The 24,445-nt window shown below is 66.6% G+C and carries 20 protein-coding genes; 4 read left to right on the top strand and 16 right to left on the bottom strand.

Annotated elements, in window-relative coordinates; all coding sequences use genetic code 11:
• Positions 1 to 70: 70 nt before the first annotated feature.
• From ACQ3DC_RS12640 to ACQ3DC_RS12630, 3 genes are all read right to left on the bottom strand, one after another.
• Positions 71 to 265 carry a three-helix bundle dimerization domain-containing protein gene (locus ACQ3DC_RS12640; RefSeq protein ID WP_157239914.1) on the bottom strand — a complete coding sequence of 65 codons (195 nt, stop codon included), beginning with the start codon at positions 263 to 265 and terminating at the stop codon, positions 71 to 73.
• 151 nt (positions 266 to 416) lie between these two features.
• The gene (locus ACQ3DC_RS12635) at positions 417 to 1,373 is read right to left on the bottom strand and encodes a polysaccharide deacetylase family protein (protein ID WP_157239912.1); all 957 of its coding nucleotides are present in this window, start codon (positions 1,371 to 1,373) and stop codon (positions 417 to 419) included.
• Positions 1,374 to 1,389: 16 nt separating this feature from the next.
• Positions 1,390 to 2,919 (bottom strand): purine-cytosine permease family protein, encoded by a 1,530-nt coding sequence (locus tag ACQ3DC_RS12630; protein ID WP_430752383.1) that lies wholly within the window; start codon positions 2,917 to 2,919, stop codon positions 1,390 to 1,392.
• Between the two features lie 109 nt (positions 2,920 to 3,028).
• Here ACQ3DC_RS12630 and ACQ3DC_RS12625 point away from each other — a divergent pair, with 109 nt between their 5' ends.
• The gene (locus ACQ3DC_RS12625; protein WP_430752382.1) at positions 3,029 to 4,579 is read left to right on the top strand and encodes a PucR family transcriptional regulator; all 1,551 of its coding nucleotides are present in this window, start codon (positions 3,029 to 3,031) and stop codon (positions 4,577 to 4,579) included.
• Positions 4,580 to 4,727: 148 nt separating this feature from the next.
• Positions 4,728 to 5,675 (top strand): DUF559 domain-containing protein, encoded by a 948-nt coding sequence (locus ACQ3DC_RS12620; RefSeq protein WP_430752381.1) that lies wholly within the window; start codon positions 4,728 to 4,730, stop codon positions 5,673 to 5,675.
• 26 nt (positions 5,676 to 5,701) lie between these two features.
• On the opposite strand, the gene ACQ3DC_RS12615 is transcribed toward ACQ3DC_RS12620, so the two are convergent.
• The 8 genes from ACQ3DC_RS12615 to glyA all read right to left on the bottom strand — a co-directional run bounded on the left by ACQ3DC_RS12615 (position 5,702) and on the right by glyA (position 15,766).
• The gene (locus ACQ3DC_RS12615; protein WP_157239905.1) at positions 5,702 to 6,736 is read right to left on the bottom strand and encodes an AAA family ATPase; all 1,035 of its coding nucleotides are present in this window, start codon (positions 6,734 to 6,736) and stop codon (positions 5,702 to 5,704) included.
• Positions 6,737 to 6,901: 165 nt separating this feature from the next.
• On the bottom strand, positions 6,902 to 7,798 hold the full coding sequence (gene purU / locus ACQ3DC_RS12610; protein ID WP_157239903.1) for a formyltetrahydrofolate deformylase: 897 nt from the start codon (positions 7,796 to 7,798) through the stop codon (positions 6,902 to 6,904).
• Positions 7,799 to 7,801: 3 nt separating this feature from the next.
• Entirely contained in the window at positions 7,802 to 9,175 is a 1,374-nt protein-coding gene (locus tag ACQ3DC_RS12605; RefSeq protein ID WP_430752380.1) for an L-serine ammonia-lyase, read from the bottom strand.
• Positions 9,176 to 9,814, bottom strand: coding sequence for a sarcosine oxidase subunit gamma (locus tag ACQ3DC_RS12600; protein ID WP_430752379.1), 639 nt, complete (start codon positions 9,812 to 9,814; stop codon positions 9,176 to 9,178).
• On the bottom strand, positions 9,807 to 12,752 hold the full coding sequence (locus tag ACQ3DC_RS12595) for a sarcosine oxidase subunit alpha family protein (protein ID WP_430752378.1): 2,946 nt from the start codon (positions 12,750 to 12,752) through the stop codon (positions 9,807 to 9,809). Before ACQ3DC_RS12595 ends, ACQ3DC_RS12600 begins: the two co-directional genes overlap by 8 nt.
• Positions 12,749 to 13,171 carry a sarcosine oxidase subunit delta gene (locus tag ACQ3DC_RS12590; RefSeq protein WP_157239897.1) on the bottom strand — a complete coding sequence of 141 codons (423 nt, stop codon included), beginning with the start codon at positions 13,169 to 13,171 and terminating at the stop codon, positions 12,749 to 12,751. The genes ACQ3DC_RS12595 and ACQ3DC_RS12590 overlap by 4 nt, the downstream gene beginning before the upstream one ends.
• A 37-nt stretch (positions 13,172 to 13,208) precedes the next feature.
• Entirely contained in the window at positions 13,209 to 14,429 is a 1,221-nt protein-coding gene (locus ACQ3DC_RS12585; protein ID WP_321214995.1) for a sarcosine oxidase subunit beta family protein, read from the bottom strand.
• On the bottom strand, positions 14,426 to 15,766 hold the full coding sequence (glyA, locus tag ACQ3DC_RS12580) for a serine hydroxymethyltransferase (protein WP_323057906.1): 1,341 nt from the start codon (positions 15,764 to 15,766) through the stop codon (positions 14,426 to 14,428). The genes ACQ3DC_RS12585 and glyA overlap by 4 nt, the downstream gene beginning before the upstream one ends.
• Before the next feature lie 156 nt (positions 15,767 to 15,922).
• Between glyA and ACQ3DC_RS12575 the strand changes: the two genes are divergently transcribed.
• The gene (locus ACQ3DC_RS12575) at positions 15,923 to 16,594 is read left to right on the top strand and encodes a GntR family transcriptional regulator (RefSeq protein WP_157239895.1); all 672 of its coding nucleotides are present in this window, start codon (positions 15,923 to 15,925) and stop codon (positions 16,592 to 16,594) included.
• 126 nt (positions 16,595 to 16,720) lie between these two features.
• On the opposite strand, the gene ACQ3DC_RS12570 is transcribed toward ACQ3DC_RS12575, so the two are convergent.
• The 5 genes from ACQ3DC_RS12570 to ACQ3DC_RS12550 form a co-directional block, all read right to left on the bottom strand.
• Positions 16,721 to 17,809, bottom strand: coding sequence for a LacI family DNA-binding transcriptional regulator (locus ACQ3DC_RS12570; protein WP_430752377.1), 1,089 nt, complete (start codon positions 17,807 to 17,809; stop codon positions 16,721 to 16,723).
• Positions 17,810 to 17,847: 38 nt separating this feature from the next.
• Positions 17,848 to 18,753 carry a carbohydrate ABC transporter permease gene (locus tag ACQ3DC_RS12565; protein WP_430752376.1) on the bottom strand — a complete coding sequence of 302 codons (906 nt, stop codon included), beginning with the start codon at positions 18,751 to 18,753 and terminating at the stop codon, positions 17,848 to 17,850.
• Complete coding sequence (locus ACQ3DC_RS12560) at positions 18,750 to 19,631, bottom strand: carbohydrate ABC transporter permease (RefSeq protein ID WP_430752458.1); 882 nt, start codon at positions 19,629 to 19,631, stop codon at positions 18,750 to 18,752. The genes ACQ3DC_RS12565 and ACQ3DC_RS12560 overlap by 4 nt, the downstream gene beginning before the upstream one ends.
• Positions 19,632 to 19,723: 92 nt before the next feature.
• On the bottom strand, positions 19,724 to 21,058 hold the full coding sequence (locus tag ACQ3DC_RS12555; protein WP_430752375.1) for an ABC transporter substrate-binding protein: 1,335 nt from the start codon (positions 21,056 to 21,058) through the stop codon (positions 19,724 to 19,726).
• 47 nt (positions 21,059 to 21,105) lie between these two features.
• Positions 21,106 to 22,542, bottom strand: coding sequence for a family 43 glycosylhydrolase (locus ACQ3DC_RS12550; protein ID WP_430752374.1), 1,437 nt, complete (start codon positions 22,540 to 22,542; stop codon positions 21,106 to 21,108).
• A gap of 276 nt (positions 22,543 to 22,818) precedes the next feature.
• Here ACQ3DC_RS12550 and ACQ3DC_RS12545 point away from each other — a divergent pair, with 276 nt between their 5' ends.
• The gene (locus tag ACQ3DC_RS12545; RefSeq protein WP_430752373.1) at positions 22,819 to 24,375 is read left to right on the top strand and encodes a glycoside hydrolase family 32 protein; all 1,557 of its coding nucleotides are present in this window, start codon (positions 22,819 to 22,821) and stop codon (positions 24,373 to 24,375) included.
• Positions 24,376 to 24,445: the final 70 nt, after the last annotated feature.

Here is a 24,445-nt window from a genome sequence, read left to right as displayed (position 1 = left end):
CGGACTCCCGGCCGCGGGGGCGGTTCAACCTGCTCCCGACACGAGTGGAGTGCCGACAGGGCGAGGTCCGCTAATGCTGGGTCAGCCGGAGCCTCGCAGCCCGTTCCACGAGGACCGGCACGTAATCCCGGATAGGGCCGTCATCGAGGACGCGGTGTTCTTCGGCGACCACGTTTTCGATGACGGAGCGCGGTTCCTCGGGGAAGCGCTCCGCCAGCCGGTCGACAACAGCCATGAGGGCCCGCACTTCGGGTTCGTTTGTCATTCCCAAAGCTTCGGCCTGGCGGGGAGGAGAGTCAACCATCACTTAGTCGTCCCACGTCAGCGCCCTTTAAGTGCCGTCCTGCACAGGAGGAATGGCCGCTGCCCCTGGCGGGCGGCGGCCACTCCTCATAGCGGTCCGGCTCTGTGCGGCTTCAGCCGGCGGCAGCCACCGGCCACGACTCGCGGACGGCCGACGGCGTGAACCTGGCGCCGGTGTCGGGGAAGCCCGGCACCTCGATCCGGGCGTGGGTGTGGACTTCCCGGACTGTCCGGCGGGTGTGCTCGGCGATCTCTTCCATGGTGGCCACCCACATGCCGTCCAGGCCCTTGACCCGTTCGATCAGCCGTTCCAGGGCTGCCGCCTTGGAGGGCCGGCCGGAGATGAAGGGATGGTTGGTGAGGACAAAGCAGCTGCCCTGCGCGTGGTGGGCCTCGGCCTCCAGCGTCCACATCTCCAGGACCTTCGCGGGGCTCTCAATGACGCCGCTGCCTGTCACGCCCGGGTAGAAGGCGTACTGCTCCCAGTCGTCCAGCGCCCAGTCCACCGGAATCTCCACAATGTCCCGGGAGTCGCCCGGGGCGACGCTGAAGCGGTAGGGGGCGTCGCCGTCGAGCAGGCTTGAATCGTAGAGGAACCCGCGGTCCGCCAGGAGGCCGGCGGAGTGCCAGTTCAGTTCCCACCACGGCGCCCGGTAGCCTGCCGGCTCCACTCCGGCGGCCTTGGCCAGCGCCTCGAGCCCGCGGTCGATGTACCGCGCCTCCGCCTCGGCGCTGATGCCCTTCATGGGCTCGTGCAGGTAGCCATGGTGGGCCACCTCGTGCCCCGCGTCCACGATCCGCCGGACGGTATCCGGGTAGCACTCGGCCGTGAAGCCGGGGACGAAGAACGTGGCGCGGATGTCCTGCCGCTGGAGGATCTGCAGCAGCCGCGGGACGGCAACCTTGGGTCCGTACGACTGGTGGGTCATCAGGGACATGCGGCTTGTGCTCTTGGGATCGTGGGAGATGGTGCAGGATTCTGCGTCGACATCGAACGTGAAGGATGCTGCGGCACGCTTGCCCTCGGGCCAGGTGATCGGGTGGGCGGAGTCGGGGAATGCTTCAGTCATGGTGGGATCCTGCGTTTCAGAGGGCTGCGGGCGTGCCGGGCTGGGCCGCGGCGCCTGTCAGTTCGGTGGGCAGATGGTGGGCGGCAGTTGTGGACGGAGCCTGCTCAATGAACCTGCGGTGCACCTTCGGGCCGAGGATGGCGTAGCTGGCGGCGCTTGCAAGGCCGCCGGCCAGCCAGGACAGGTCCCAGCCGCCCAGGGCCACGGCCATGGGGCCCTGCATCGCGGGAACGAGCCCGTACATGAACAGCCAGGTGGCGAAGATGCCTACCAGGAGGGACGTCACTCCCGCCCAGTTGACGCCGGGGAGCCGCCTGGTGCCGACGCCGTCGAACAGTCTTTCGGGGTTGCCGGGCCAGCGCTTGTCGATCCAGAAGTAGTGCACCAGCATCACGCCGCCCCAGGCAGCCACCCAGGCCACCAGGCCGATGAGCCACGCGTCGAGGACTGCGGCGAAGTCCTCCTGGAAGATGAAGAAGACGACGGCGGCGAGTGAGAAGACGCCGACGAACAGGTTGAGCTTGCGGCGGCTGATAGTGATGTCCAGCGCCTGGGTGGCCACCGAGAAGGTGTAGATGTTCAGGATGTTCGTGGCGATGGGGCCGTGCAGCACCATCAGCAGCACCGGCAGGGCGAGGACCCCGAAGTTCTGGACGATCAGCTTTCCGGGATCGATTTCGCCGCTGTTGGTGGCCAGGCTCGCACCCAGGATGCCCAGCCAGACGACGGGAATGAACTGGCCCAGGACTGATGCGAGGTAGACCTTCTTTTTGGGCACTTCGGTGCTCACGAAGCGGGAGTAGTCCGCGGCGTAGGTGAACCAGGTGATCCCCCAGCCGATGCCGATGGCGGTCATGACGGCGCTCATGGCGGCGATCCGCTCGGAGCCTTCCAGGATGTTGCCTGCCGGGCCGGCGTAGCCCCAGTCGATCTTCATGCCGAACCAGGCCACGGCGGACATGACCGCCAGGATGATGATGGTGGGCGGTACTGTCCACTTTTCGAAGGCGGCAATTGCCTTGTAGCCGAACCAGGCAATGGCTACCTGGGCGGCCATGATGGCTGTGGCCACGCCGATCTTCCAGCCGTAGTTATGGGCTGTGGGATCCAACCAGCCGAGCGTTCCGAAGAGCGCCATGACCAGGTCCAGGATGATCCAGGTGTTCACCGCGCACCAGCCGATGACCAGGAGTGCCTGGATGGCTGCCGGGAGGTAGTTGCCCCGCCGGCCGAACGCCGCGCGGGCCAGGACCATGCCGGTGGCTCCGGTCTTCTGGCCGAGGAGGACGAAGCAACCGAAGAGCAGCATGCCGATCAGGTTGCCCAGCACCAGGACGGTCACGGTGTCCGCGAAACCCAGCCCCAGGTGGATTCCGAGGGCACCCAATACCCAGTTGATCGGTGCGAGGTTGGCACCCGCCCAGATCCAGAACTGGCCTGAAACTTTGCGTGTGCGCTGGGACTCGGGGATTGGCTGGAGCCAGGCTTCGACGTCTTCCGCGTGGACGGACTGCTCGATTCCTGGCGTTGTGGGTTGTTGTTGCATCGAAGCCTCTTCGTTGAGGGGATGGGAGTTCTCCAAGATTATGTGTCGGGCGCCACATGCACCATCTACAATGTGTCTTTAGGTTTCCGATTAAACGCGACGGAGTGTCATGCCAGTCCGCTTGGAGGATGTGTTGAAACATCCCACCCTCACTGCTGCCGACCCGGTGGTCCGGGCTGCGGCCGGCGCTGTTCCCCGCACGCAGCTTCGCTGGGTCCACTCAAGCGAAGTCCTGGACATCGCTTCGCTGCTCGGAGGCGGTGAACTGCTGCTTACGGGCGGCCAAGCCCTAGCCGCGGCCTCCGATGAGCGCCGGACGGGCTACATTCGGGACCTTGCCAGGCGCGGGGTGGCGGCGCTCGCCGTCGAGACGGGAAGCGTCCTGCCTTCCATCCCCTCCTCGATGGTTTCCGCAGCCGAGGAAGCCGGGCTTCCGTTGATCGAGCTGCGCCGCGTGGTCCCTTTCGTGGCGGTCATGGAGGCGATCAACTCGCAGCTCGTCAGCCAGTCGGCCGCCCAGTTGCAGCAGGCCGACCAGGCCAGCCACGCCATGGCGGTGGAGCTCGCCCACGGGAGTAGCCTGGACAGGATTCTGGGCGTCCTTGCTGCTGCAACGGGCGCGGAAGTGGAGTTGATTTCCACAGCCGGGATCACCTTGGCCAGCGCCGAACCTGCAGGGGACACCGATGCACCTGCGCACGTCGCTTCGGCGGACGAAGCCCGGGACCACCAAAGAACCGTCCACGTCGAGGTTCCGGTGCGTGGGATCCCATCTGCCCGGCTGACCCTGCATGTCCGCGAGGACGCGGATGTGAACCTGGCGAGGATCGCCGGGAACCGGTCCGTGGATATTCTTTCCCTGGCCCTTTTGCAGCGGATGCCTCCCGGGCTGAAGGAACTGGCGGGCGCGGCCCTGATCCGGGCGATAGATTCCGGCAAGCAGAACTGGCGGCTCCAGGAGCTGGGTCCGGCCGCGGGAATTCCAGTGTCTGCGCGGGTGGTGGCGGTGGTTGTCCGTTCTCCAGCCTCCAAGGAGCTTCGGAGAAGCGTGGAGCACCTTTTGGACCCGGGCGGGCAGTACAGCGCCAGCTACGCGGACAACGCGGAGCTTCTCGCCTTGGCTGTCCTCCGTTCCGCCAATCCTCATTTGGAACGCCAGAAGATCGTGGACGGCCTGCAGTCGCTGGACGTGCCCGAGGGGACTCTCAGTGCCGTCGGCCCTGCCGCGTCGGGGATAGCGGCCGCCCCGTGGTCCCTGTCCGAGGCGAGGCTCACGCTGGAACTTGCTGCCGACGTCGGGCGCGGGAGGTCAGGAGCGATCTCTCCCCGGCGGGTGTTTGACGCCCAGGCGTTCGCCGTGGAGCGCCTGGCGGTCCGGTCAATGGATGAGCCCGTTCGGCGGGATTTCATCGGCCAGCAACTGGGCGCCGTTCTTGAGCACGACGCCCAGCGGCACTCACAGCTGGTGGAGACGCTGCGGGTCTGGCTGGATTTCGGCTGCAACACTGCGCAGGCCGCGCGGGACCTTCATCTTGAACGGCAGTCCATGCACCAGCGAATGCAGCGCATCTTCTCCCTGTGCGGCGGGGATCCCCGCGGCACCGGCCGCCTCGCTGCCCTGCACCTGGCCACCCGCCTCGCCGCCCTGCAGCCCAAATAGGACGCTCTCCCACTTAATGCGGGTTTTCCGGCGATCCTCTCTCACTTGATGCGGGTTTTCGGGCATCCCTCTTTCACCTCCAGCACCCCGACGGCAGCCCTGTGGATAACTTCTGCAGCGTGCTGCCGTATAGGGGCACAATGCCAGCATGCGAAAGCAAGTTCTGCCCCTGCCGTTGGCAACAGCTCCCTTCACGTTCAGCTCAGCCATGGCTTCCGGCGTCACGCTAAGCAGGCTCCGGCGCAAGGATGTGGTCAACGTGGGCCGCGGCCTGTACCGTCCTGCGGCCTGGGACTTTGATTTGGAGGGCGCGGCCAGGGTGTTGTCCGCCGCGTCGCCGGGAGCCTGGATCTCCCATGTGACCGCGGCCCGGCTTCGATGTCTGGTATTGCCTCCGTGGCTTGCCGATTCCACGGAGTTGCACCTCAGCAAGCCGCGTTCGCTGCCATCAGTTCGCCGGAAGGGCGTGTTCGGCCATACCGTGCTGGCACGCGAAGATGAGATCGAACTTGTCGACGGCATCCGCCTGAGCACGCGGTCCCGCACCTGGCTCGACTTGGCACGCGTGCTGCCGCTCCATGACCTGGTCAGCATGGGTGACCAGCTGATCCGGATCCCGCGGGTGGATTTTGAGGGAAGGACGGAGCCCTATGACACCATCGCGGGCCTTCGGGTGCTGGTCGGCCGCCACCCGAATCTTCAAGGCATCGTCCGCGCCCGTGAGGCGCTGGATCTGATGCGTGTGGGTGCAGACTCCGCGCCGGAATCGCTGCTTCGTCTGGCCATCGCTGACGCCGGGCTGCCGGAGCCCGGACTCCAGGTGCCGTTGCGCGCCGGAGACACGCGGTCGCCGTCGGCCGATCTCGGCTACCGTCATCGCCGCCTTGCGATCCAGTACGACGGCGGACATCACCTCGGGGAGGCGCAGATCCTCAGTGACAGGAGACGGGATAAGGCCTTCGAATCCGCCGGCTGGACCGTCCTGGTCTTCGACAAGGACGATCTTGCGGACGAATTTCAGCGCGCAGTACAGCGGATCAAACGGGCCCTTCGGAACAGTTGGCTTGACCACCCCCAGGCATCCGGGTTCGCCTGACAGCCGCACTGCCGCCGCAGATGGGATCAGACCAGCCAGCGCCACCAGCGTGGCTGCTCCGGTACCGGCGTCGGTTCCGGTTCCGGCTCCTCGCCCAAGGCCAGTGCGGCCTCGACGATGTCGTCCGCGGTGAGCGTCATGACGGCCTCACGATCGAGCGCGTCGAGACTTTGTTCCTCGTCGCGCGACAGCCGCAGCGCCTGACGGTTGAGCGCCTGCTCGAACAGCGTGCGGGCGAACCGTGCGTTGCCAGAGTCCTCGCCCGCGTGGAGCCCGGTGAAGATGCGGCGCAGCATCTGGTCCGCACCCGGCTCCAGCCTGTACTCGTGCTGGGCCAGCATCCGGTGGAAGATCGTCTGGAGGGCGTCGACGGAGTAATCGGGGAACGTGATTTCGCGGGCGAACCGGGAGCGCAGTCCGGGGTTCGAAAGCAGGAAGGACTCCATCAGCCGCGGGTACCCGGCCACGATCACGACCAGGCGGTGGCGGTGGTCCTCCATCCGCTTCAGCAGGACCTCGATCGCCTCGGGGCCGAAGTCCATCCGGCCGTCCTCCGGGGCCAGGGCGTAGGCCTCGTCGATGAACAGGACGCCGTCCAGCGCACGCCGGATCACCCGGTCCGTCTTGATGGCGGTCGTGCCGACGTACTGCCCCACCAGCCCCGAACGGTCCACCTCGACCAGATGGCCTTTCTGCAGCAGACCGACCGCGCGGTACATCTCGGCCAGGAGACGCGCCACGGTGGTCTTGCCCGTGCCCGGGTTTCCGAGGAACACAAGATGCTGTGACGTGGCCACCTCCGGCAGGCCGTGCGCCTTACGGCGGGCCTGGACCTGGAGCAGTGCGACGAGCGCCCGCACCTGTTCCTTCACTGTCTCCAGTCCGACCAGCGCGTCGAGCTCGGCCTGCACTTCCGACAGCGCCCGGGCCGGCCCGGGCCTTGCAGTGATGAGATCGCCGACCAGGTCGTCGACGCGCTCAGAACCGGGCAGCTTGATCTGATCGGCCAGGCGGCCGATGGTTTCGCGCAGGTCGTCGAGCGGATTGCGGCTGGCAGCCATGCATCCACTGTAGTCCTTGATCCCCGGTCGGTATGGGGGCTCCAGGAACAGCTACGGCAATGATCCCCGAATGTGAGAGAGCGTCCCGTCAAAACCCGCGTTAAGTGAGAGAGGATCGCCCGGAACCCCGCATTAAGTGAGAGAGGATCGGATGGGGAGGGCGGGTCAGCGGAGGACCACCGTGCGGTTGCCCTGCAGGATGACCCGGCCCTCGCAGTGCCAGCGGACCGCGTTGGACAGGGCCTTGCACTCGGTGTCGCGGCCGGCCGCAACCAGGTCCTCGGGCCCGTAGGTGTGGTCCACCTCCACGGTCTGCTGGGAGATGATCGGACCCTCGTCCAGCTCGCTGTTGACGTAGTGCGCGGTGGCGCCGACGGTTTTGACGCCCCGGGCGTAGGCCTGGTGGTAGGGCTTGGCGCCCTTGAAGCTGGGCAGGAACGAGTGGTGGATGTTGATGGCCTTCCCGTCGAGTTTGCGGGTCAGGTTGTCACTGAGCACCTGCATGTACCGGGCAAGCACCACAAGTTCCACATCGAACTCGTCCACCAGCTCCAGCAGTCGCGCCTCTGCCGCAGGCTTGGTGTCGGCGGTGACGGGCACGTGGAAGAACGGGATCCCGTGCCACTCCACCAAAGCCTGGTGGTCCGTATGGTTGGACACCACGGCCACCACGTCCACCGGCAGTTCGCCGATCCGCGCCCGGAACAGGAGGTCGTTGAGGCAGTGCCCGAACTTGGACACCATGATCAGCACGCGCCGCTTGGAGCCGTGCGGCTCCAGCCGCCAGCGCATCCCAAACTTCTCCGCAACGGGACCGAACGCGGTCCGCAGGGTGTCCACGGTGGAGGCATCGCCGTCGGACACGAAATGCACCCGCATAAAGAAGTGCTTCTCGGAACGCTCGCCGAACTGCTGGTTGTCGATGATGTCGCAGCCGTGCTCCAGCAGGAAGCCGGACACAGCGTGGACGATGCCCGGCGACTCCTGGCAGTCCAGCGTCAGGACATGCTCCACCGTGGTCACCGGCGCGGAACGGGAAGTTTCAGTCTCAATGGCAGTCATGGCTCAGCACTCGATCACATTCACGGCGAGTCCTCCTCGGGAGGTTTCCTTGTACTTGGTTTTCATGTCGGCGCCCGTCTCGCGCATCGTCTTGATGGCTTTGTCCAGGGATACCTTGTGGCTGCCGTCGCCGTGCAGGGCAAGGCGGGCGGCGTTGATGGCCTTGACGCTGGCGATGGCGTTGCGCTCGATGCAGGGGATCTGCACCAGCCCGCCCACCGGATCGCACGTCAGGCCCAGATTGTGTTCAATGCCCACCTCGGCGGCGTTCTCCACCTGCGCCGGCGTTCCGCCCAGCACCTCGCAGAGCCCGGCGGCTGCCATGGAGCAGGCGGAACCCACTTCACCCTGGCAGCCCACCTCGGCGCCGGAGATGGAGGCGTTGATCTTGAACAGGATTCCGACGGCGGCCGCGGCCAGCAGGAAGCGGACCACGCCGTCGTCGTTGGCGCCGGGGACGAACTTCACGTAGTAGTGCAGCACCGCCGGGACGATGCCCGCCGCGCCGTTGGTGGGCGCGGTGACGATCCGGCCGCCGGCTGCGTTCTCCTCGTTCACGGCGAGGGCGAACAGGTTCACCCACTCCATGGCCCGCAGCGGATCGGTCACGCCGGTGTCCGCCGTCAGGGTCTGGAACAACGACGGCGCGCGGCGGCGGACGTTGAGGCCGCCCGGAAGGATTCCTTCCGCGGCGCAGCCGTTGTCCACGCATTCGCGCATGACGGCCCACAGCTTCAGCAGTTCCTCCCGGAGCTCGGCTTCGGTCCGCCACACCAGTTCGTTGGCGAGCATGACGTCCGAGATGGACATGCCTTCGCGGCTGCAGATCGCCAGGAGCTCGTCCGCCGTGGTGAAGGGGTAGGGGAGGACCGTGGCGTCAGCGACCACGCGGTCGCCGGCGTCGGCATCCCCGTCCACCACGAAGCCGCCGCCAATCGAGTAGAAGCTCCGTTCGCTGAGGACAGCCCCGGAGTGGTCCAGGGCCCGGAAGGTCATGCCGTTGGGGTGGGCCGGGAGGGACTTCCGCCGGTGGAGGACCACGTCCTCGTCCCAGTTGAAGTCCACCCGGTGGTCGCCGCCCAGCCACAGTTCGGCGTCGAGGGCGGCCGCAGCCACCTGGTCATCGGCCGTCGACGTATCCACGGTTTCGGGGTCCAGGCCCTTGAAGCCCAGGACCACGGCCTTGTCCGAGCCGTGGCCCCGCCCCGTGGCGCCCAGCGAGCCGAACAGTTCGGCCTGCACGCGCCGGGTGGAGCTCAGGAGCCCGTCGCCCTTGAGCCCGTCGGCGAACAGCTTCGCCGCCCGCATCGGGCCGACCGTGTGTGACGACGACGGCCCGATGCCAACGGTGAACAGGTCCAGGACGCTGAGTGCCATTTAGGGGACCTCAGGGGATGCGTACTCGCGCATGGCGTCCAGGAGCCAGCGGCCCAGGAAATCGGCGAACGAGGCGCGGGGGAAGATCCGGTAGCTCTGGTCGCCGGTCTTCCACAGGACCACCGGGATGTTGCCGACCTCCGTGGAGAGCGCCGTTCCGGCCTTCAGCACGCGCGGGTGCAGGTCCAGCGAGCAGCCCTTCTCCAGGACGGCGCGGGCCCGCGGGCCGGTGAGTTCGAACGTGGTGCGGTTGGCGGAGAGGTCCACCACCTGGCCTTCGCCGTCCCCGAGCGCTTCGCGGAGCGCCTGGATCAGGCCGCCGCCGAGGGATTCGTGGGCTTCCCTCGGTGCCACCACCAGGAACTCTTGGGGCCCGAGCCACAGCACGGACGTATCACCCGTGCCGGCCACGCCGCCGCACGCTGCGGGCAGGCCGCCGGTGACGGAGGCGATGCGCTGTCCGGCGTCGCTGTCACGGCTGACCCGGAGGCCCACCATGGTCAGGAAGGACACTTCGCTGATCTCCGCCACGCCCGGGACGGAGCCGGTTTCAAAGTCTGCGCGGAGCTGGGCGGCGGGGCTGACGCGGAGTGAGAGGTTGTTCTCGTAGGAGGTTGCGGGTGCTGCTGTTTCAGCCATCTTTGCGGGTCCCTTCGGGGTCAAAAAGTACGGTTTCGGCGACGACGACGTCCACCAGCTGGTCGCCGGCGGCAGCCACGAGGGTTTCGCCGATGCGGTTGCGGCCGTTCTTGATCAGGGCCAGGCCGAACGACCTGCCCAGCGCCGCGCTGTGGTAGCTGGAGGTGACGAAGCCTTCCATCGGGACCGGTCCGTAGGCCGGGTTGGTGGAACGGCCCTTTTCAACGAGCTGGGTCCCTTCAGGCAGCCGCAGCGTCCCGTCCACGGGCAGCACGCTGACCAGGTGCTTGCGGTCCTCGCGCTGGCCGTCGGCCCGGGCGTAGGAGCGCTTGCCGATGAAGTCCTTGGCCTTGGAGACGATCCACTCCATGCCCGCGTCCTGCGGGGTGACGGTGCCGTCCGTGTCCTGGCCGACGATCGGGTAGCCCTTCTCGGCGCGGAGCACGTGCATGGTTTCGGTGCCGTAGGGGGTGATGTTGAACTCGGCCCCGGCGGCGGCCACGGCTTCCCAGGTGTTCAGCCCGTACCAGGACGGCACGTTGATCTCGTAGGCAAGTTCACCGGAGAAGGAGATCCGGCAGATCCGGGCGCGGACGCCGGAGGCCAGGGTGGTTTCGCGGAAGGTCATGAACGGGAAGGCTTCGGCTTCCAGTCCGCCGTTGGCGGCCAGTTCCGGGGCCACCTTCGCGAGGACGGCGCGGGATTTGGGTCCGACGACGGCAATGGTGCTCCACTGTTCGGTCACCGAGGTGCGGTGCACGTCCAGTTCCGGCCACTCGGTCTGCAGCCATTCCTCCAGCCAGTCCAGCACCTTGGCGGCGCCGCCGGTGGTGGTGGTCATGAAGTAGGTCTCCTCGTCCAGGCGCAGGGTCACGCCGTCGTCGAAGATCATGCCGTCCGCCATGCACATCACGCCGTAGCGGGCCGAGCCCGGGGCGAGCTTCTTGAAGGCGTTTGTGTAGATCCGGTTGAGGAACTCGCCGGCGTCCTTGCCCCGGATTTCGATCTTGCCCAGGGTGGTGGCGTCCATGAAGCCCACGGATTCGCGGACGGCGGCGCACTCGCGCAGCACGGCCGTGTCCATGTCCTCCCCGTCCTGCGGGTAGTACCAGGGCCGCTTCCACTGCCCTACATCTTCGAACAGGGCACCCTTGGCCACGTGCCAGGGGTGGATGGAGGTCTTCCGGGCGGGATCGAACAGCTCGCCGCGCTGGCGTCCGGCCAGTGCCGCGAATGCCACCGGGGTGAACGGAGCGCGGTAGGTGGTGGTGCCGATGTCGCCGATGCCGCGGGATGCTTCGCCGGCGGTCCGGAGCGCTGCGGCGATGACGCCGATCGCGTTGACGCCGGAGGTCTTGCCCTGGTCGTTGGCGGTGCTGATGGAGGTGTACCGCTTGATGTGCTCCACGGACCGCATGCCGGCTCCGGTGGAACGCAGCACGTCAGCCACGGACTGGTCGCGCTGGAAGTCGACGTAGTGCTGGTGCCAGTCGTCCGGGGTTCCGGTCTCGCCGGGGACGAGCCACAGCTGGCGGGTGGGGGCGGAGGCCTTGGGCTCGGCGAGTGGGGCGGGTTCGACTGAGGAGCTGAAACCGGCTGCGATGGCTGCGGAAGCGCCGGCGGCGACGCCCTCGGCGAGGCAGTCGCCCAACTCGAAGCTGCCGCGGCCCGAGCCGATGGTCTGCTGGTTGGGGACCACGGTACTCGGCACAAAGGCGGCCAGCTCGTCGTCCCAGCGCAGCTTGCCCTGCCGCTGGGAGTGCAGGTGGACCAGCGGGCTCCAGCCGCCGGAGACGGCCAGGAGGTCGCAGGCGATCTGTTCGACGCCCGAGGTGAGCTCGCCGTCGTCGTTAATGCTGCGGACGGTGACGCCGTCAACGCGGCCGTCCGCTGACTGCGAAGACGTGTTGGCCACGGCGCTGCCGATCAGCACCCGCGTGCCGGCCTCTACGGCGGCAGCGGCCACTGGGGTGAGCTGCGGACGGGCGTCCACCACGGCGGCGACCTTGACACCGGCGGCGCGGAGGTCCGCGGCCAGGGCGTAGGCACTGTCATTCGTGGTGCTGATGACCACGCGCCGGCCGGCGGCCACGGCATAGCGGTTGAGGTAGCTGCGGACAGCCGAGGCGAGCATGATGCCCGGGCGGTCGTTGTTCTCGAACACAAGGGGGCGCTCGTGGGCGCCGGGGGCCAGCACAACCTGGTTGGCACGGATGTGCCAAATACGCTGCCGGGAGACGCCCGGGGCGGCGGGGGAGGTCAGGTGGTCGGTGCGGTTCTGCACGGCGATGACGTAGTTGGCGTCATACGCGCCGAAGGCCGTGGTGCGGTTCAGGACGGTGGACTCGGCGCCGGAGACGAGCTCGGCTTCGACATCCGCCACCCATTCCAGCGCCGGCTTGCCTTCGATGGTCTCGGCCAGCCCGGGTGCCGTGGACCCGGAGAGGAGTGACCCGCCCAGCTCGGGCTGGTCGTCCAGGAGCATCACGCGGGCGCCGGAGCGGACCGCTTCACGGGCCGCGGCCAGGCCGGCGGGACCGCCGCCCACCACCAGGACGTCGGTGTGGACGTACTTCTTGTCGTACTCGGCGCGGTCTTCGGCCGGGTCGAGCTTGCCAAGGCCGCTGAGCAGTTCCGCCTTCAGGCCGTCCACCAGGGTGACGGTAGTGGCCGGAAGCATGGATTCGGCCACGTCACCGGGGAAACGCGCAGCGATCTTCACCATCGCGTTGGATTCCTCCACACCGGCGGACATGATGCCGCGGGGCCGGTCCTCGTAGAGGGAGTTGCCGGCGCTGATCCGGCCGTTGGCGATCAGGGCCGACGCGAGGGTATCGCCGGGGTGGCCGGTGAATTCCTCGCCGTCCACGGTGAAACGCCATGAGATGGTGCGGTCGATGCGTCCGCCGGCAGCGAGGCGGGCGTTCTGGGAAGTCACTTGGTTGCTCCTTCCGGGGCGGTGGTGCTGGCGGAGGTTGTGCTTGGGGCGATGCTGGTTGCAGCGGTGCTGGGTGCCGCGGTTCCGGTGGTGGTGCTGTCCGGGGCGAGGCTGGCGGTGCCGGTCTCACGGGTCACCTGGCCCGCTGCATCCGGCCGGGGCGTGCCCATGGGGTAGATCGCCTGGATCTCGTAGGTGACGGTGTCGCGGAGCATGTTGAACCACTGGCGGCAGCCGGTGCTGTGCAGCCAGCGCTCGGCGAAGGCGCCCTTGGTGTTGTCCCGGTAGAACAGGTACTCGGCCCATTCGCGGTCGTTGAGTTCGTTCGGGTTTTCCGGGTACGGCACGTGGGCCTGGCCGCCGTAGTGGAACTCGGTCTCGTCACGGGAGCCGCAGTTGGGGCAGGAGATGAGCAGCATGTGCGTCTTCTTTCTAAAGTGCAGTGTTCGCTGGCGGCTAGTGGGCCACGGCGGCGGCGCCGTGTTCGTCGATCAGCGCGCCGGTTTCGAAGCGTTCCAGCGCAAACGGCTTGTTCAGCTTGTGCGGGGAGCCCGTGGCGATGTTGTGCGCGAAGGTAAGCCCGGCCGCGGGGGTGGCCTTGAAGCCGCCGGTGCCCCAGCCGCAGTTCACGAACATGTTTTCCACCGGCGTGTTGCCCACGATGGGGGAGGCGTCCAGCGTGGTGTCCACGATTCCGCCCCAGGTCCTGAGCACGTGGGCCCGGGCGAAGATGGGGAAGAGCTCGACGGCGGCGGCCATCTGGTGCTCGATCACGTGGAAGGAGCCGCGCTGGCCGTAGCCGTTGTAGGAGTCCACGCCGGCGCCCATCACCAGCTCGCCCTTGTGGGCCTGGGACACGTAGACGTGCACGTGGTTGGACATGACCACGGTGGGGTGGACGGGTTCGTGCAGTTCGGAGACCAGCGCCTGCAGCGGGTGGGACTGGATGGGGAGCCGGAAGCCGGCCATTTCGGCCAGGACCGAGCTGTGTCCGGCGGCGGCGAGGCCCACCTTTTCGGTGTTGATGGTGCCGCGGTTGGTCTTGACGCCCACCACGCGGTTGCCGTCCTTGACGAAGCCGGTGACTTCGCAGTTCTGGATGATGTCCACGCCCATTTCGTCGCACTTGCGGGCGAACGCCCAAGCCACGTGGTCGTGCTTGGCGATGCCGGCGCGGGGCTGGTAGGTGGCGCCCATGACGGGGTAGCGGATGTTGTCGCTGATGTTCAGGATGGGGCAGAGTTCCTTGACCTGCTTGGGGTCCAGCCACTCGGCGTCCACGCCGTTGAGCTTGTTGGCGCCCACGCGCCGCATGCTTTCACGGACGTCGCCCAGCGTGTGGGCCAGGTTCATGACGCCGCGCTGGCTGAAGAGGAAGTCGTATTCCAGCTCCTCGGGCAGGACTTCCCAGAGCTTGAGCGCGTGCTCGTAGATGGCGGCGCTCTCGTCCCAGAGGTAGTTGGACCGGATGATGGTGGTGTTCCGGGCCATGTTGCCGCCGGCCAGCCAGCCCTTTTCCAGGACGGCGATGTTGGTCATCCCGTGGTTCTTGGCCAGGAAGTACGCGGTGGCCAGGCCGTGCCCGCCGCCGCCCACAATCACGGCGTCGTAGGAGGACTTGGGCTCCGGGTTGCGCCAGAGGAAATCCGGGTGCTCGGGGAGGAGGTCTGCGCTCACTGGGCTGCTCCAATCAGGTCTGCTTCAAGGGCGGCAACTTCAGTGCCGTTGCTGAGGTGGGGGTAGAGGGGGAACTTCTCCGCCAGGGCGGTGACGCGGGCGCGGAGTTCGACGGCGGTGCTGTCGCCCAGGGTTCCGCTGGCCGCCGATGCGATGAGCGCCGTCGCGATGATGTCGGCTACCTCGGCGAATTCCTTGGCGCCGAAGCCGCGGGTGGCGAGGGCCGGCGTGCCGATGCGCAGTCCCGAGGAGACCATCGGCGGGCGGGGGTCGAAGGGGACGGCGTTGCGGTTGACGGTGATGCCGATGCGGTGCAGGGCGTCCTCGGCCTGCTGTCCGTCCAGCTCGGAGTTGCGGAGGTCCACCAGGACCAGGTGCACGTCGGTTCCGCCGTTGACCACGGAGATTCCGGCCGCGGCAACGTCGTCGCGGAGGAGCCGTTCGGCCAGGAGCTTGGAGCCCTCCAGGACGCGTTCCTGGCGTTCCTTGAATTCGGGGCTCCCGGCGAGCTTGAAGGCCACGGCCTTGGCGGCGATGACGTGCTCCAGCGGGCCGCCCTGCTGGCCGGGGAAGACGGCGCTGTTGATCTTCTTGGCGTGCTGCTCCTTGGCGAGGATGACGCCGCCGCGCGGTCCGCCCAGGGTCTTGTGGGTGGTGGTGGTGACGACGTCGGCGTACGGCACCGGGTTCGGGTGCAGGCCGGCGGCCACCAGCCCGGCGAAGTGTGCCATGTCCACCATGAGGTAGGCGTCCACCAGGTCCGCAATGCGGCGGAACTCGGCGAAGTCCAGCTGGCGGGAGTAGGCGGACCAGCCGGCCACGATCAGCCTGGGCCGGTGCTCGAGGGCCAGCGCTTCGACTTCGGCCATATCGATGCGGAGGTCTGACTCACTCACGTGGTACGGGACCACGTTGTAGAGCTTGCCGGAGAAGTTGATCTTCATGCCGTGCGTCAGGTGGCCGCCGTGGGCCAGGCTCAGGCCCATGATGGTGTCGCCCGGGTTCAGCAGTGCGAACATGGCGGCGGCGTTGGCCTGCGCGCCGGAGTGGGGCTGGACGTTGGCGAACTCGGCGCCGAAAAGGGCCTTGACCCGGTCGATGGCCAGCTGCTCCACCACATCAACGTGCTCGCAGCCGCCGTAGTAACGCTTGCCGGGGTAGCCCTCCGCGTACTTGTTGGTCAGGACTGAGCCCTGGGCCTCCATGACGGCGGACGGGGCAAAGTTTTCGGAGGCGATCATTTCCAGCGTTGACTGCTGGCGGGCCAGCTCACTGGCAATGGCCTCCTGGACCTCGGGATCGACGACGGAAAGTCGCTCGTTCAACTGCTCAACCACGGATGCTCCTTTGAAATACCACTTGCTAACTAACTGATATATCAGTGTGATCTCAATGGTATGATTGGGATCACAGCTGAGTCAATAGCTGGACGAAAGTGGCACGAAGCTCCCGGTCGGTAGCCTCGTAACTGCAGCAAAGAACGGAGTGGCGCCTTGAATGCACTTCTTGCCCTGCCTCAGACGGAGGAGGAAGCACCGTCCCAGGCGGAGGCCGCGTACCGGCAGCTGCGGGACAAGCTGATCATGCTGGAAATCCGGCCGGGCGAGCCCATCAACGAGGGCCAGTTGGCGGCTGAGCTCGGGTTCGGCCGCACTCCCGTCCGGGAGGCCATCAAGCGGCTGGAAGTGGACCACTTGGTCATTTCCTACGCGCGCCGCGGAACCTTTGCCACGAACGTGGACTTCACGGAACTGGCGGATGTCTCGGAAATCCGGGAACTCCTGGAGCCGCTGGCCGCGCGCCGCGCGGCCAATAGGGCCAGTGACAGCATGCGCCGTGAACTGCTACAGGTGGCCGACGCCATCGCCGGGCTGGCGCCGGGCCAGGGCGAATCGCGCGAACTCATGCGCTACGACCTGATGGTCCACCGGCTGATCTACAAGGCGGCCGCCAACCCGCACCTGGAAAGCACCCTGATCCGCTACGACAACCTGGCCACGCGCATCTGGTGCGTGGTGCTGGACAAGGTGCCCTCCGTGACCGGCCACATCACCGAGCATGTGGACCTGCTCAAGGCGGTGGCCGCCGGCGACGCCGACAAGGCAGGCGAGCTGGCCCTGCACCACGTCACCAGCTTCGAGGAAACCATCCGCAAGGTGCTGTGAGTCCGGCCCGCTGGCCAACGTGGCCACCCGCCGTCGTACTTCCTATCCAAAGCGGGGTCACTTTCGGCCCATACCCCCCCGCCGGCACGGCCATCAAGTGACCCCGCGTTGCTCTAAGAAACCCGTTCAGGCGTGCGCCTGGGCCCGGACGGAGGTCCGTTCCACGGCGGGACAGAGTATTTTCGCAACCCCGGGCGCCGCGGTCCCGGGTGCGTCGTCCAGCCCGAGCAGCATCCGCACGCCCGCCGCGCCCAGTTCATAGTGGGGGAGCGAGACGGTGGAAAGCGGGGGACGCAGGTGCGCGGCAATGACTTCCTGGTTGTCGAACCCCACCACAGCCATGTCCTCGGGGATGGAGAGGCCGTGCTCGCGGAGGCCGTCGTAGAGGCCCATTGCCATCCGGTCGTTGTAGCAGTACACCGCGGTCACGCCGCGCTTGAGGAGTTCGGGGGTGGCCCCGTAGCCGCCTTCCTGGTCCGGATAGGCTTCCAGCACCAGCTCGGGGTCGAATGGAACACCGGCCTTCTCCAGTGCTTCCCGGTACCCCTGGAGCCGTCCGTCCTTGGCTGGGGCGGGGATGGTGGCGTTGATGAAGGCGATCTTCCGGTGCCCGTGTCCCAGCAGGATGTCGGTGGCTGAGCGGCCGCCCTGCACCTCGTCGGGCACCACGGCCCGGGTTCCCGGCTCCTGGGAGAAGCAGTTGACCAGGACGAAGTCGGCTTCCCGGAGCGGCGCCGGAATTTCCGTCTGGCGGTGGAACCAGGTGGAGTAGAGGATGCCGCGGACTTTGTATTCGAGCATCATCTGGATGGCGTCCTGCTCAAGCTCGCCGTTGCCTTCGGTGTTGGCGATGAGAAGGGCGTACCCGTGCTTCCACGCCTCGTCCTGTGCGCCGTGGATGATCTGGCCGGCGAAGGGCGTGGTGGCAACGCCGTCCGCCACCAGCCCGATGAACCGGGAGGTGCCGCTGACCAGGGTTTTGGCCATCGCGTTGGGGCGGTAGCCCAGGGTCCGGATGGCTTCCTGCACCCGCCGGCGGGTTTCCTCGGCGATCCGGGCGGCTTTTTTCTTGTTGACCACCAGGGACACCGTGGCCGTGGAAACACCGGCTGCTTCTGCCACGTCGCGGAGGGTGACAGGGTGCGCGCGCTCCGGGGTTTTTGGCGGCCGGGCCGCAGGTGCCGGCACCTCCGCACCATTCTCCATTGAACTCATCTGCCCTCCTTGAGGAGTATATCCATCCGCCGTTGCCGTCATCCTTTCGTCGCCCCGCTTTCGAGTCCCTGGATCATGGCCTTGTTGAGCACCAGGAACACCAGCAGCAGCGGGGTGATGGTCACGCACACGGCGGCGAAGGTTGCCGTCCAGTCCACCTTGCCCATGGCGCCGATGTAGTTCTGCAGGCCCAGCGGAATGGTCTTCAGGTCCTCGGACAGGACGAACGTGTTGGCGAAGATGAAGTCGTTCCAGATGAAGATGCTGTTCACCAGGACCACGGTCACCACGGTGTTCAGGGACAGCGGCATGGTGATCAGCCCGAAGATCCGGTAGGGGCCGGCGCCGTCCAGGGACGCTGCCTCGTACGTTTCCTTGGGGATGTACTCGTAGAACGAGCAGAAAAGGTAGATGGACATGGGCAGCGAGAAACCGGCCAGCGGGATGATCATCGACTGGTAGGTGTCCAGCAGGTTCACGGCCGAATAGTCGATGAACAGGGGGACCAGGGCGATCTGGACCGGGACGATGATGCCGATCAGGAACAGCCCGCGGACCAGTTTGCTGAGCCGGAAACCGAGGACCTGGATGGCGTAGGCGGCCATCATGCCCAGCAGGACAATCAGGATGTTCGCGCCCATGGTGACGATGAAGCTGTTCAGGATGTTCCGGCCCAGGTCACCGGTTTCGAAAGCCCGGGCATAGTTCTCCCACGTCAGGGAGCCGGGCAGGGCAAAGGGGTCACCGGTGGCGAAGTCCTGTTCCGTGCGGAGGCTGGTCAGGAAGAGCCACGCCAGCGGGTAGACCTGCACGATCACGATCAGCATGACCAGCACGCGGGACAACGTCCGGAACAGGTCGGGCCTGCGCCGGCGGCGCTTCACTGGCGGCCGTTGGGGCACGACGGCGGCGGGCGGGGTGGGAGGGGCTGCCTGGGTGATCATGAGTCTGCCTTCCGCTTCAGCAGGAACAGGATGAGGCCGACGGCCACGAGGCACTCAACCACGATGAACACGGAGATGGTGCTGGCGTAGCCGAAGTCCGTGCTGGTGAACGCCGTCTTGTACATGTAGGTGGTGAGCAGTTCCGAGGACTGCCCCGGGCCGCCGTTGGTCATCAGGTAGGGGATGTCGAAGCCGCGCAGCCCGTAGGTGGTGGCCATGATGGTGGTGGTGATCCACACCGGGCGGATGTACGGGAAGCGGATCTTGGTGAACAGCGTCCACCGGGACGCGCCATCCAGGACGGCAGCCTCCTCAAGCTCCTTGGGCACCGCGAGCAGGGCCGCGTAGATGATGAGCATGTACAGCCCGGTGAAACGCCACCCCTCCGGTGCGGACACCGCCGCAAGGACCGTGTTGACGTCCGAGAGCCAGGGCCGCTCGAGGCTGTCGAGGCCCACCCAGTGGAACAGCTGGTTGAGCAGGCCCACGGGCTCCAGGGAGTAGATCCGCACGAAGAGGAAGGCGATGGCCACCGTGGAGATCACGGCCGGCAGCAGGTAGAGGGTCTTGACCAGCTCACGTCCGCGGCGGAGCGACGTGAGGAGGCTGGCCACCGCCAGGGCGCCGCCGAGCTGCAGCACCAGGCAGATGGCCAGGTAGACGAGGGCGTTCAGGAACGCCCGCCAGAAGATATCGTCGGCTGCGAACATCCGGACGTAGTTGTCCAGGCCCACGAACTCCATGTCGCTGATGCCGTTCCAGGAGAAGAAACTGAGGAACAGGGACTGGAGGATGGGGAAGAGGACTGCTGCGCCGTAGAGGAGCAGCGGCGGGAGCAGGAAGACCAGGACCGAGGTCCGTGACCTGTTGGGCAGCATCCTGTTGGGTTGCATGGCGGGGCCTTTCGGGGCCTTGCGGGCGGGGGAGCGCTGGGATCCCCCGCCGCGTTGGTTTCGTGAGGAAGCAGTCCCTACTTGAAGAACTTGGGGGCGTTCTGCGCGATGGTCTTGTCCATGGTTTCGGTGAACTGCTCAGGCGTGATGTTGCCCTGCACCAGCAGCACCAGCTCCTGCTGCAGCCGGCCGTTGGTGGTCGGATCCAGCTGCGTATCCCACGGCATGGCCTGCTTGGAACCGAGGCTGTCGGCCTGGTCCAGGGCCTTCCGGTACAGCGGGGTGGCGTTGGCCGGGACAACGGTTTCGACGTCGGTGGTGGGGGACAGCGCGCCGGTGGCGGCATATTCGGCCGGGTACTTTTCCAGGGCGAACTTCAGGAAGTCGCTCACCAGGGGATCGTAGGTTTTGGCGTTCACCGCCATGCCGATGCCGGACGGGGACACGAATTCGTTGGCCGCCGTCACGGAGTTGGCCGTGGTGGGCAGGGTAAAGAAGTCGATGTCGTTGCGGACGGCAGGATCCAGCTTCTCCGTGGCCAGGCTGGGCAGTTCCCACGTGCCGATGTTGTACATGGCGGCCTGTCCGGAGGTGAACTGGTTTTGCGCGTCGGAGTAGCCCTGGGCGGAGAAGCCGTCCTGGAAGCACTTGGCCTTGCCCAGCTCCGCCATCCAGTTCACGGTCTTCTGGCCGGCGGGATCGCTGAACTTCGCCTCGCCCTTCTTCAGCTTCTGGACGAAGTCCGGGCCGGCCTCCCGGAAGGGCTGGTAGGCGACGTAGCGTTCCAGCGGCCACTGGTCCTGCCCGTCGATGGCGATGGGGGTGACGCCGGCGCTGCGCAGGGCAGTGCACATGGCCGGGATGTCGTCGAGCGACGTGGGTACTGCGACGCCGGCCTTCTGGAGCAGTGCCTTGTTGTACCAGATGAATTCCAGCTCGAACTGGAACGGAATCATGTACAGGGAGCCGTCGTCGAAGCGCTGGTAGTCCAGCGCGCCCGGACGGTAGTCGTCGTAGACGTTGAGCGACTTCAGCAGCTTTTCGGCGTCCACCATCTTGCCCTGCTTGGCCAACTCCTGGGCGAAGGGTGTGGCGTCGGTGTCGAACAGTTCGGGCAGCTTGTTGGCTGCCGCCAGGGTCTCGAGTTTCTGGATGTAGGAGGGACGGTCCGGGGTGGTGATCACGTTGAGCTCAAAGCCCGGGTGGTCCTTGGCGTAGTCGTCGGCCAGCTTTTTCATGATGTTGATGACCGCGCCGTCGGCGGGCCGGGAGAGCAGCCACGAGATCTCGCGCGGCTTGATCTCGCCTGTGGGGCTGACGTTGGACGGATCGGTGGAGCTTGCGCCGCCACAGGCGGTCAGCGCCAGGGCGGTAACGGCTGCGCAGGCGGCAGCGCGGAACAGGTTCTTCATTGGTCAATCTCCCTGGATTGGAACGGAGGATGGGGTTGCGGGGGTATTCAGTTGTCGGTGCGCTTGCGTACTTCGAAATCTGTGATGGTGACGGATCCTTCGCCGGCGAACACGCCTATTCCGCCGGCGGGGAGGTCGTAGATGCGGGTGCTGAGGGCCACCTGCCGGTCCACGACGGCGACGCACAGGTCGCCGTCGACCACCACTTCCAGCGTGTGGCGGCCGGGCGGGAGGTGGCAGGGGCGTTCCAGTTCGATGGCGTAGGGAACGTCGCCGGAAACGTGCCATTGGGCTTCTCCGGTGATGGTCCGGGGCCATCGGTCGAACACCAGGCGTCCACGCTTCGGTTCGAGGCGGAGGACGTAGGAGTGGTCGCCGTCCGGGCTGGAGCGCAGCAGGATCCCGCATTCCGTGGTGCCCGGCCGGATGTCCAGCACCGCTTTGGCATAGAACTGCGTGGGCGGATCGTTGCTGCTCACGATGGCGGCGTAACCATCCGGGACGTTCAACTGCAGAGGCAGCTCCTGGTCCAGTTCGAGCGGGACCCCGTCCCAAAAGCTGTCCACAAGCTCGTCCGCGAGGCCGAAAGCCAGGGTCCCGTCGGGGTTCTGCCGTGCCTCCAGGGCGGACATGGTGCCCGCCCACTGCCAGGCGCCGTCGTCGCGATTGCCTTCCTTGCTGGCAATCCAGCCGAAGAAGAACCGCCGGCCGTCCCGCTCCGCCGTCTTGGACGCGTAGAACGCACGCCCGTCGATGCTGTCCAGGTCCGGGACTGTCCACGGCCCGGTGGGGCTCTTGGCCATCCGGTACCGGGTGGTGAACGTTTCGGAGAACTCGGAGTAGACCATGTACCACCACCCGTTCCATTCGAAGACGTCCGGGCATTCATGCGTGATGTACCTGCGGGGATCCCAGAAGGGGTCCGTGTGCTCCCACGTCATCAAATCCGTGGACGTGCACTGCGCGATGACCCCGCGGCGGCGCTCCGGGCCGTCGGAGTGCCTGGCCGCCAGGAGCATCCGCCACAGGCCGGCCGCCTCGTCGCGGAAGACGAAGGGGTCCCGCCAGTCCGCGGACTCGAACCGGGCCGGCGCACCGAACGTAAGCTCGGGGTGCTTTACCCACGTGTTCATGCCGTCCGTGCTGGTGGCGTGCATGACCAGCTGCAGGGGCAGGCCGTCCGTCCCGAGGTTGCCCGGGTTCTGTCCCGTGTAGAACAGGTGGTGGACGCCTGAGTCGTCGGCAATGATGCTGCCTGTGTAGCAGTTGAAGTCGAGCTCGTCCGAGGTGCCGTGGGGAAGGGCCACCCCGTGGTCCTGGAACTGGGTGAGGTCCTTGGTGGTCACCAGGTTCCAGGCCGTTCCGGGCTTCGGGTCGGCGCGGACCTCGGAAAGGTAGAAGAGCCAGAACTCCCCGTCCTTCTGGAAGGGGATAAGGTCTCCAACCCATGCATCGGCGGGCTGGAAGAAGACTGGATAGCTCATCGGCGTTGATGTCCATTTCTGCTAAAGCGTTTGATCACCATGAAGCTAGCGTGGAATGGAGCGGCGATCAAGCGTTTTAGCAAAAATAGTTCCGGTGCGATTTTTCGGCCTGTTTGTGACGGCGGCAATTTTGCTGAAACGCTTGACCATAACGGTGCGGCTGGGTATCTTGTTCTGCTAAAGCGCTTAATCAGCCCATGGGCTGATCGGCGAACCACCGATGGTTCCATCCCCAAGCGCCCGGCGGAGCAGCCGCCCCCTGAGAGGAAGTCAACGATGACATCTGCCTTTTCCCGTCGCCGTGTCCTGCAAGGCACCGGAGCAGGAGTACTCGCCCTGCTCATGGGCGGCACGATCCCTGCCACGCCGGCCTGGGCCAAGCGCTCACTGCGGGCGGTTTATCACATGACGCCGCCCTCGGGCTGGCTGTGCGATCCGCAGCGCCCGGTGTTCCTGGGCGGTGAGTACCACCTCTACTACCTGCACTCCACGCAGAACAACGGCCAGGGCGGCTGGGACCACGCCACCACGGCAGATGGCGTGGCGTTCACCCATCACGGCGATGCGCTGCCGCTGCAGCCGGACTTCCCTGTGTGGTCCGGATCCGCGGTGGTGGACACTGCCAACACCGCAGGCTTCGGTGCCGGCGCCATCGTGGCCCTTGCGACCCAGCCCACGGACGGCATCCGCAAGTACCAGGAGCAGTACCTCTACCGGTCAACCGACGGCGGCTACACGTTCACCGCGCTGCCGGACCCGGTCATCGTGAACACGGACGGAAGGGCCGCCACCACGCAGGCGGAAATCGACAACGCCGAATGGTTCCGGGACCCGAAGATCCACTGGGATACGGTGCGCAACGAGTGGGTCTGCGTGATCGGCCGGGCCCGGTACGCGGCCTTCTATACGTCCCCGAACCTGTGTGACTGGCAGCTGAAGCGCAACTTCGACTTCCCCAACCCCGCGCTGGGTGGCATCGAGTGCCCCGATCTGTTCGAGATGACGGCCGACGACGGCACCCGGCATTGGGTGCTGGGCGCCAGCATGGACGCCTACAGCATCGGACTGCCCATGACCTACGCCTACTGGACCGGCACGTGGGACGGCACGCAGTTCCTGGCTGACGACGTCAGCAATCCGCAGTGGCTGGACTGGGGCTGGGACTGGTACGGCGCGGTGACGTGGCCGGCCGTTGAGGCACCGGAGCGCCGGCGGTACGCGATCGGCTGGATGAACAACTGGAAGTACGCCGCCCGCGACGTTCCCACGGATGCAACCGACGGCTACAACGGCCAGAACTCGATCGTGCGCGAACTGCGCCTCGAACGCCAGCCGGGCGGTTGGTACTCCCTGCTCAGCAGCCCGAACGGGGCGCTCGCGAATTACGCCAGCTCCGCCACCACGTTCCCCGGCCGCACCGTGAACGGCAGCTACGTGGTGCCCTGGAACGGCCGCGCCTACGAGCTGGAACTCGATATTTCCTGGGAGGCCGCAACGAACGTGGGGATCTCCGTGGGCCGCTCCGCTGACGGCGCCCGCCATACGAACATCGGAAAGTACGGCAACGAGCTCTATGTGGACCGCGCGCCGTCGGACCTGGGCGGCTTCTCGCTGGTGCCGTACACGCGCGCAGCAGCGCCCATCGACGCGGCCGCGCGGTCAGTGCACCTGCGCATCTTCGTGGATACCCAAAGCGTTGAGGTGTTTGTGAACGCCGGCCACACGGTGCTCTCGCAGCAGGTGCATTTCGCCGACGGTGACACCGGGATCTCCTTCTACACGGACGGCGGCCCTGCGACCTTCTCCGGCATCACCATCCGTTCGTTCCAGTAGCCGGCCACGCGAAGCGGCGGCCCCCACGAGTCCGTGGGGGCCGCCGTCGGGTTGCGGGAGGTGGATGATC

Source organism: Paenarthrobacter sp. NEAU-H11, from assembly GCF_050573415.1.
In the GTDB taxonomy this organism is placed as follows: Bacteria; Actinomycetota; Actinomycetes; order Actinomycetales; family Micrococcaceae; genus Arthrobacter.
This window is presented reverse-complemented; position numbering and strand designations above follow the sequence as displayed.